Below are 6,178 nucleotides of genomic sequence, written 5' to 3'. Positions count from 1 at the left end.
ATAATTTTTTAAAATATTATAGGTGATCTATAAGGTAACTATCTTATAGATCATGCATTAAATTTTTTACTGCGGTTTTAAACTGATTACCCCGGTCTTCGTAATTCTTAAATAAATCGAAACTTGCGCAGGCTGGAGAAAGCAGAACAATATCCCCCGGTTGCCCTAATTCAAGGCCTTTCGCTACAGCGTCAGTAACCTGCTGGGTTTCATAAATGGTAGAAATTGTATTGCCGAAGTAATCTACTAATTTATGATTGTCTACTCCCAAACAAATGAGCGCTTTTACTTTCTGGCGCACTACTTCATCAAGCTGACTGTAGTCATTCCCTTTATCCTGTCCTCCTGCTATCCAGATAGTCGGCGCATCCATGCTTGATAAGGCATAAAAAACAGAATCGACATTCGTTGCTTTTGAGTCGTTGATAAACTGAATACCATTGACTGTACCAGCGGGTTCGAGTCGATGGGCTGCGTTCTGAAAGGTTTTAAGGCCAGCAATAATAGCATCATCTGTTATGTTCATCGATTGAGCTGCCAGTATAGCTGCTAGCGTATTAATGGCATTATGTGGGCCACGCAGAGTGGTTTCGGCTTGCGAAACCGTAAACGAACGACCTTTATTCGTTGTAATTAGGCTTCCATGTGTCCAATAACCACCTTCTTTAACGGCTTTCTCTAACGAAACAGGCAACTGATGCACAACCGGATTCCGTTTTTCTAATTCGTCCAGAATGGGTTGGCTTTCGACGAAGTAAATAAAATCGTCGTCAGGACGTGCATTTTGAAGAATACGGAATTTAGAATCGACGTAATTCTGAAAACTATAGCCGTAACGATCCAGATGATCGGGCGTAATGTTAAGCAGCACCATTACGTTGAGGTGCGTCTGATACATGTCGTCCAGTTGAAAGCTACTTAGCTCAAGAACAAAGTAGTCGAACGTATCAGTAATGACTTGTTCAGCGAAACTATCGCCTACGTTACCAGCCAACCCTACGTTCAAACCTGCTGTTTTAAGCAGATGATACGTCAACAGTGTGGTGGTTGTTTTACCATTACTGCCTGTAATTCCGATAAGCTTGGCTTTGGTGTAGCGAGCTGCAAATTCGATTTCTGAGATGATCGGCGTTCCCTGTTCACGGAGCTTCTGGACCAATGGTACTGTAGCCGGAATGCCAGGGCTTTTGATCACCTCAGATGCGACTAGAATGCGTTCTTCCGTATGCTGGCCTTCTTCGAATGGAATACCCGCCTGCTGTAGCGTTGTCCGATAACTTTCTTTTAGTGCACCTCGATCTGACAAAAAGACATCAAATCCTTTTGCCTGAGCCAACAATGCAGCACCTACTCCGCTTTCCCCTCCGCCAAGAACGACTATTTTCTGAACTGACATAGTAAATCTATACTATCAGCAAAATAACGCATAAATAAAAAAGCCCCGACTTGTAACCGAGGCTTTTCTTTGTTTTTCTAAAAATAGTTACTCTTTGGGTGCCATTGAACTTGACAGGCGAGCCCGATTGGCTAGTTTTACAATCAGGAAGACTACCCAGGCAATTATCAAGAACTGAATGAGAGTATTCAGAAAATTACCGTATCGAATTGCTACTTCAGGAGCTGTACCAACGGCTTCTTTCAATACAAGTTTTAGCTGACTGAAGTCAATACCGCCGGTTACTAATCCTAAAATAGGATTGATAATATCTTCGACTAAAGAAGTGGTGATTTTACCGAAAGCTGCGCCAATAATAACGCCAACAGCTAAATCAAGAACATTGCCTTGTGCAATAAATGTGCGGAATTCATTTATCATAAATTTATTTTTTAGGTTAAATAATGGAATTTAAGAACTAGAGAGAAATATTAGAATCGTCCGTTAGGGTCTGTGGGTTTTGCCGGTTCTTTTTTAGTGCGGAAGTTACTGATATTATACACTAATCCAACAGCTAGCGTTTGCTGAATTTGCAGTTCTGTGCTGAAATCTTTATTATAAAGTGCAATGAGCCCAAAGGTTGTGCTTAGATATCGATTTAGTTTTGCCGTCAGTAATAAGTCAAGCCTGTGGTTAATATTATCTAAGCGGGCGTATTCTGTAAATAATTGGTAACGAGCGTTTAAGGCAATATTCTCGGTTAGATTGCGATTGACCACAGTCTGTAATTGAAAAGCCAGCCACTCGGTTCGGGTGCTTTGTCCGGGAGGAACGCCATAAACGGTGGCAGTTGGATCAGGCCGATAAAGCCCTGTTATAGGATCGACACTAACTCGCACTCCCTGATCCGACAGGAACGTAAGACGGGGGGCTATCGGGCTCATACGTAACGAGAACCAGTCATTCGGTTTATAAGCTATTCCCGCGGATAAAGTAAGCTGAGCAGGTGCGAAAAAATTTGATACGCGCAGGCGAGTCTGATCAGTCGGAAGCTTATCGTAACGAAAACCAGGGGCAAAGAACGTATTGAATGTTCCCGATAGAAACAAATCCCATTTTGGGGCAATTTTGCGACCCAGTACTGAAATCAAAATGATTTGATCGGCGGCTTTACGCGTGTTTCCCAATTGAGTAACGTAACCTAATTGAAAATCCGCCGTATTATCCCATGATATTTTCCCTTTTTCATAAAGTGCCCGAGCAGCTATTACGCCACCTATAGCTACTGAGTTAACCCCTCCGCCAGACCAATTACTAAATGAGGCTTGGTTGAAATTAATGCCGCCATTGAAAGATTTTTGCCAGTAAGAGGTATCGGGTTTAATAGCTACTGTATCCTTAAAATTAGTAGTGGTTCGAGTCGAGTCCTGAGCGACCGTTTTGTTTAAGCAAAGCACAGCTATAAACATGAGTGCGATATATTTTTTCATAGCTTATATATAATTTACATATTGAATCGAAGGCAACCAATTGCATGCCTGTAATTTTTTAGAAAACCTCTACCTTTTTTATTTGAAGAGTTTGTAACGGAATCACTGTTGTTGTATCGCCGGTACGTAGCGTCAGCGACAAGTTATCAATCTTAATAATTTCGCCTTTGATCTCGTCAATCTGGACTATTTGTCCTTCTTTAAATTTGTTTTTAGTGTAGAATGATGACAGAATGTTGGCCATTACGTCTCGGGAAGCAATTCCATAACCGATAGCAAAGGAGAAAATAACCCCGCCAATAATTAGGTTGAAGCTTGATTCGAGTAGCTCAGTGTTAATACCTGCCTGACCCAGGGCACTGATGATTGTGATAATTAGAAAGAAAACAAACACAATCATGCTCAATAATCGACCTGAAGTAATATTGAATGACTGGCACAGACTGAGTACGGCACTACGTAAAGCATCGGCTACTAACACACCTATCTGAAGCATGATAGCGGCTGCAATTAACTTGGGAATAAAGTTAATGAGTGAGGCTACCATCTCGGAAATTGCAGATACACCCAGCTTTTCTGTTGCCGCCTTGATAAACACCAGGAGTATGAAATAGTAGAGAACCTTAGCAATGATTTCGCTTAACTTAATTTCAGTCTTTAGCTGTTTAATGATACTGATTTCGTTCAAGCGGTTGCCAATTTTATCAAAACCCACTTTGCCCAGAATACGCCGAATAATTATTGCAATGATCCGGGCAAATCCAATACCAATTAATAAAATGACCACCGCCCCGAGCAGGCGCGGTACAAATTCGACGAACTGATCAATTAGTGTTTGGAAAGTGTTCCGTAGTACATCCGCTAATTCAGGAAGTTGTTTCATGTTGGATAATTGGAATCTTCAGAAGGTGTTGAGTTAGGATTGACCAGTACAGATGCTAAACCAAATAGGTCGCCTACATAAAGCTCAATGATTGTCACAGCATTACGTATCAAATCAATCTCCGATACCAGTTCGTTTTTTAAATGTGGAGGGCAGACAGCGTCTGGTTCGATTTCTTTAAACGGATTTAAGGTTTCCATAGACAGTTAACGAAAAGGCCAGCGAATTAATAAAGCAGCTTTGATAGCTAATAAAAGCCAAAAAACAGCACTTTCAAGATAGTTCTTACGGAGTTTATCGCGCGAACGTTTCAACCGCATCTTTACAGCGCTCTCAGTTAATCCATTGATAGAAGCAATGTCTCGAATACTAATGTCATCCTGATATTTCATGAGCAACATGGTTTGCTCTTCAGGAGCTAGCTGCTTTAAGGCCCGCTCAAGCTGTTTGGATTCCATTTCTGCTATTTCTGCTAGCCCATCGTCTGACTCTACATCCAGTCGCTCCCAGTTATCATCCATGTACACTTCCCGACGCAGATTATGGGAACGCAGTTGATCTGTACAGTAATTATAAGTAATCGAATAGAGCCAAGTAGAGAACTTAGCTTGTTCACGGAAACTACTCAGTTTAACCACGAGCTTCAGGAAAATGTCGTGCGTTAGATCTTCAGCTCGGATAGGGTCTTTTGTAAAGGAAAGGCACTTACGATATACTTTGTCGCAGTAACGTTCATATAACTTTTCAAAATAGGTATTACGTTGAGTCTCGACATACAGTCGAACCAACTCCTCGTCGGACAATTTTTCCATTTTTACGGTGGGTGGCTCTTAAGACCTGATAGTCGTGTAAAAGTAACATAACCAGGTTACTCAGTAATAGTATCTAATGAACAAATGTTTTTATGTGTAAGCCATAAGATACATTTTTTGCCGCTACTGTTTCAAGCGCAAATTACCCAAGTATTGATGAATATATGCTCACATATGCAAGATATTCGAGTATATGATGTGTATTTGATGTAGGAATTATGAAGCTTACCGAATATGACTGGTTTCTACTCTTCTATGTGCTGGTGTTAATAAACAAAAATACCCGACCTCAAGGCCGGGTATTTTGACAGAACGATAGGTATAAAGGCTTAGCCGATAGCTACACGCTTGAAAGCTGATACAGTTAGGCCTTTGCTGGTTTTTTCTAATAATTGGGCGATTGTCAAAGAGCTGTCTTTTACAAACTCCTGGTTAAGCAATGTATTTTCTTTGTAAAACTTGTTAAGTTTACCCAAGGCGATCTTTTCAAGCATAGCCTCTGGTTTACCTTCCTGGCGGGCTTGTTCCTTTCCGATCTCGATTTCCCGTTGTACAATTGTGGCGTCTACTCCATCTTTATCAAGGGCGACGGGTTTCATTGCTGCGATCTGCATAGCAACGTCTTTGCCCACTTCTGTCACATCGGTGCCATTTGTATTTGTTAACCCAACCAATACTCCTAATTTTCCATTCGAGTGAATATAGGACACAACTTTATCCGCCGACACAGTTTCGAAGGAAGCAACATCAATTTTTTCACCGATTTTGCCCATCAAGTCCGTGATGTGATCTTGCAGTGAACGGCCATCAGCTTGTGGAGTAGCTAGTAAAGTAGCTTTATCCGTAGCGTCTGTTGCAACTGCCGTGCTTATTACAGCCATAGCGAGATTTTGGAAATCAGCTACTTTCGATACAGGTTCTGTTTCGCAGGCCAGAGCGACAACCTTCCCTGACTTTCCGTCTGGACTTACGTGCGCTAACACGACGCCCTCAGCAGTTGTATTATCAGCCCGTTTATCTGCTATTTTCTGCCCTTGCTTGCGCAGAATTTCTTTTGCTTTTTCAAAATCGCCATCAGCTTCGGTAAGGGCCTTTTTGCAGTCCATCATACCAGCTCCGGTCTCTTGCCGAAGTTTATTTACGTCAGCAGCTGTAATTGCCATAATAAACGATTGTTATTGATTTGAATTGCCAAAAAATATTTGGTAATCTAATAGTTGCTTTTTGAAATGGAATAGCCCATAGCGGCTGGCTACGGGCTATCTATATAAGTTATAAGGTTATAAAATTGTCACCTATAGCGAACTATACAACTTTACAACATTCTTACTCTATAACTTCCATATTATTCCTGATCGCCTGAAGCAACAGCAGTTGGAGCTGCTTCCGCTTCAGGTTGGGTTTCGCCTTGAGCACGAGCCTGGGCCAGATCTTCGTTACGTTTAGCGTCTTCTTCTTCCTGAATACGCTGATCGTCTTTGTCCTGTTTCCGCTCCATCAAGCCCTCCTCAATAGCCTTACCAATGGCAAGCGTAATGAGAGAGATTGATTTGTAAGCATCATCATTAGCAGGTATTGCGAATTCTACGGAATCAGGATTGGAATTTGTATCGCAGAT

General features: G+C 41.6%; 8 protein-coding genes. All 8 read right to left on the bottom strand.

The window, feature by feature from the left end; all coding sequences use genetic code 11:
* Positions 1 to 43 precede the first annotated feature (43 nt).
* Positions 44 to 1,396: a UDP-N-acetylmuramoyl-L-alanine--D-glutamate ligase gene (murD, locus tag ACOJS8_RS03455; protein WP_420147135.1), complete on the bottom strand. Its 1,353-nt coding sequence runs from the start codon at positions 1,394 to 1,396 to the stop codon at positions 44 to 46.
* Positions 1,397 to 1,483: 87 nt separating this feature from the next.
* A complete protein-coding gene (gene mscL / locus ACOJS8_RS03450) occupies positions 1,484 to 1,816 on the bottom strand; it encodes a large-conductance mechanosensitive channel protein MscL (RefSeq protein ID WP_420147134.1) in 333 nt (110 codons plus the stop codon).
* A 50-nt stretch (positions 1,817 to 1,866) separates the two neighbouring features.
* Complete coding sequence (locus tag ACOJS8_RS03445) at positions 1,867 to 2,865, bottom strand: DUF3078 domain-containing protein (protein WP_420147133.1); 999 nt, start codon at positions 2,863 to 2,865, stop codon at positions 1,867 to 1,869.
* A gap of 58 nt (positions 2,866 to 2,923) precedes the next feature.
* Positions 2,924 to 3,748: a mechanosensitive ion channel family protein gene (locus ACOJS8_RS03440; RefSeq protein WP_420147132.1), complete on the bottom strand. Its 825-nt coding sequence runs from the start codon at positions 3,746 to 3,748 to the stop codon at positions 2,924 to 2,926.
* Positions 3,745 to 3,948 (bottom strand): hypothetical protein, encoded by a 204-nt coding sequence (locus ACOJS8_RS03435; RefSeq protein WP_420147131.1) that lies wholly within the window; start codon positions 3,946 to 3,948, stop codon positions 3,745 to 3,747. Before ACOJS8_RS03435 ends, ACOJS8_RS03440 begins: the two co-directional genes overlap by 4 nt.
* Positions 3,949 to 3,954: 6 nt before the next feature.
* Positions 3,955 to 4,560 carry an RNA polymerase sigma factor gene (locus tag ACOJS8_RS03430; protein ID WP_420147130.1) on the bottom strand — a complete coding sequence of 202 codons (606 nt, stop codon included), beginning with the start codon at positions 4,558 to 4,560 and terminating at the stop codon, positions 3,955 to 3,957.
* A gap of 329 nt (positions 4,561 to 4,889) precedes the next feature.
* The gene (gene tsf / locus ACOJS8_RS03425) at positions 4,890 to 5,723 is read right to left on the bottom strand and encodes a translation elongation factor Ts (protein ID WP_420147129.1); all 834 of its coding nucleotides are present in this window, start codon (positions 5,721 to 5,723) and stop codon (positions 4,890 to 4,892) included.
* A gap of 182 nt (positions 5,724 to 5,905) precedes the next feature.
* Positions 5,906 to 6,178: 30S ribosomal protein S2 (locus ACOJS8_RS03420; RefSeq protein ID WP_420147128.1), on the bottom strand; the 273-nt coding region annotated here is incomplete at its 5' end.

The organism is Spirosoma sp. (genome assembly GCF_048594605.1).
In the GTDB taxonomy this organism is placed as follows: domain Bacteria; phylum Bacteroidota; class Bacteroidia; order Cytophagales; family Spirosomataceae; genus Spirosoma.
Note: the sequence above shows the minus strand (reverse complement) of the source record. Positions and strands in the feature narration are given on the sequence as shown.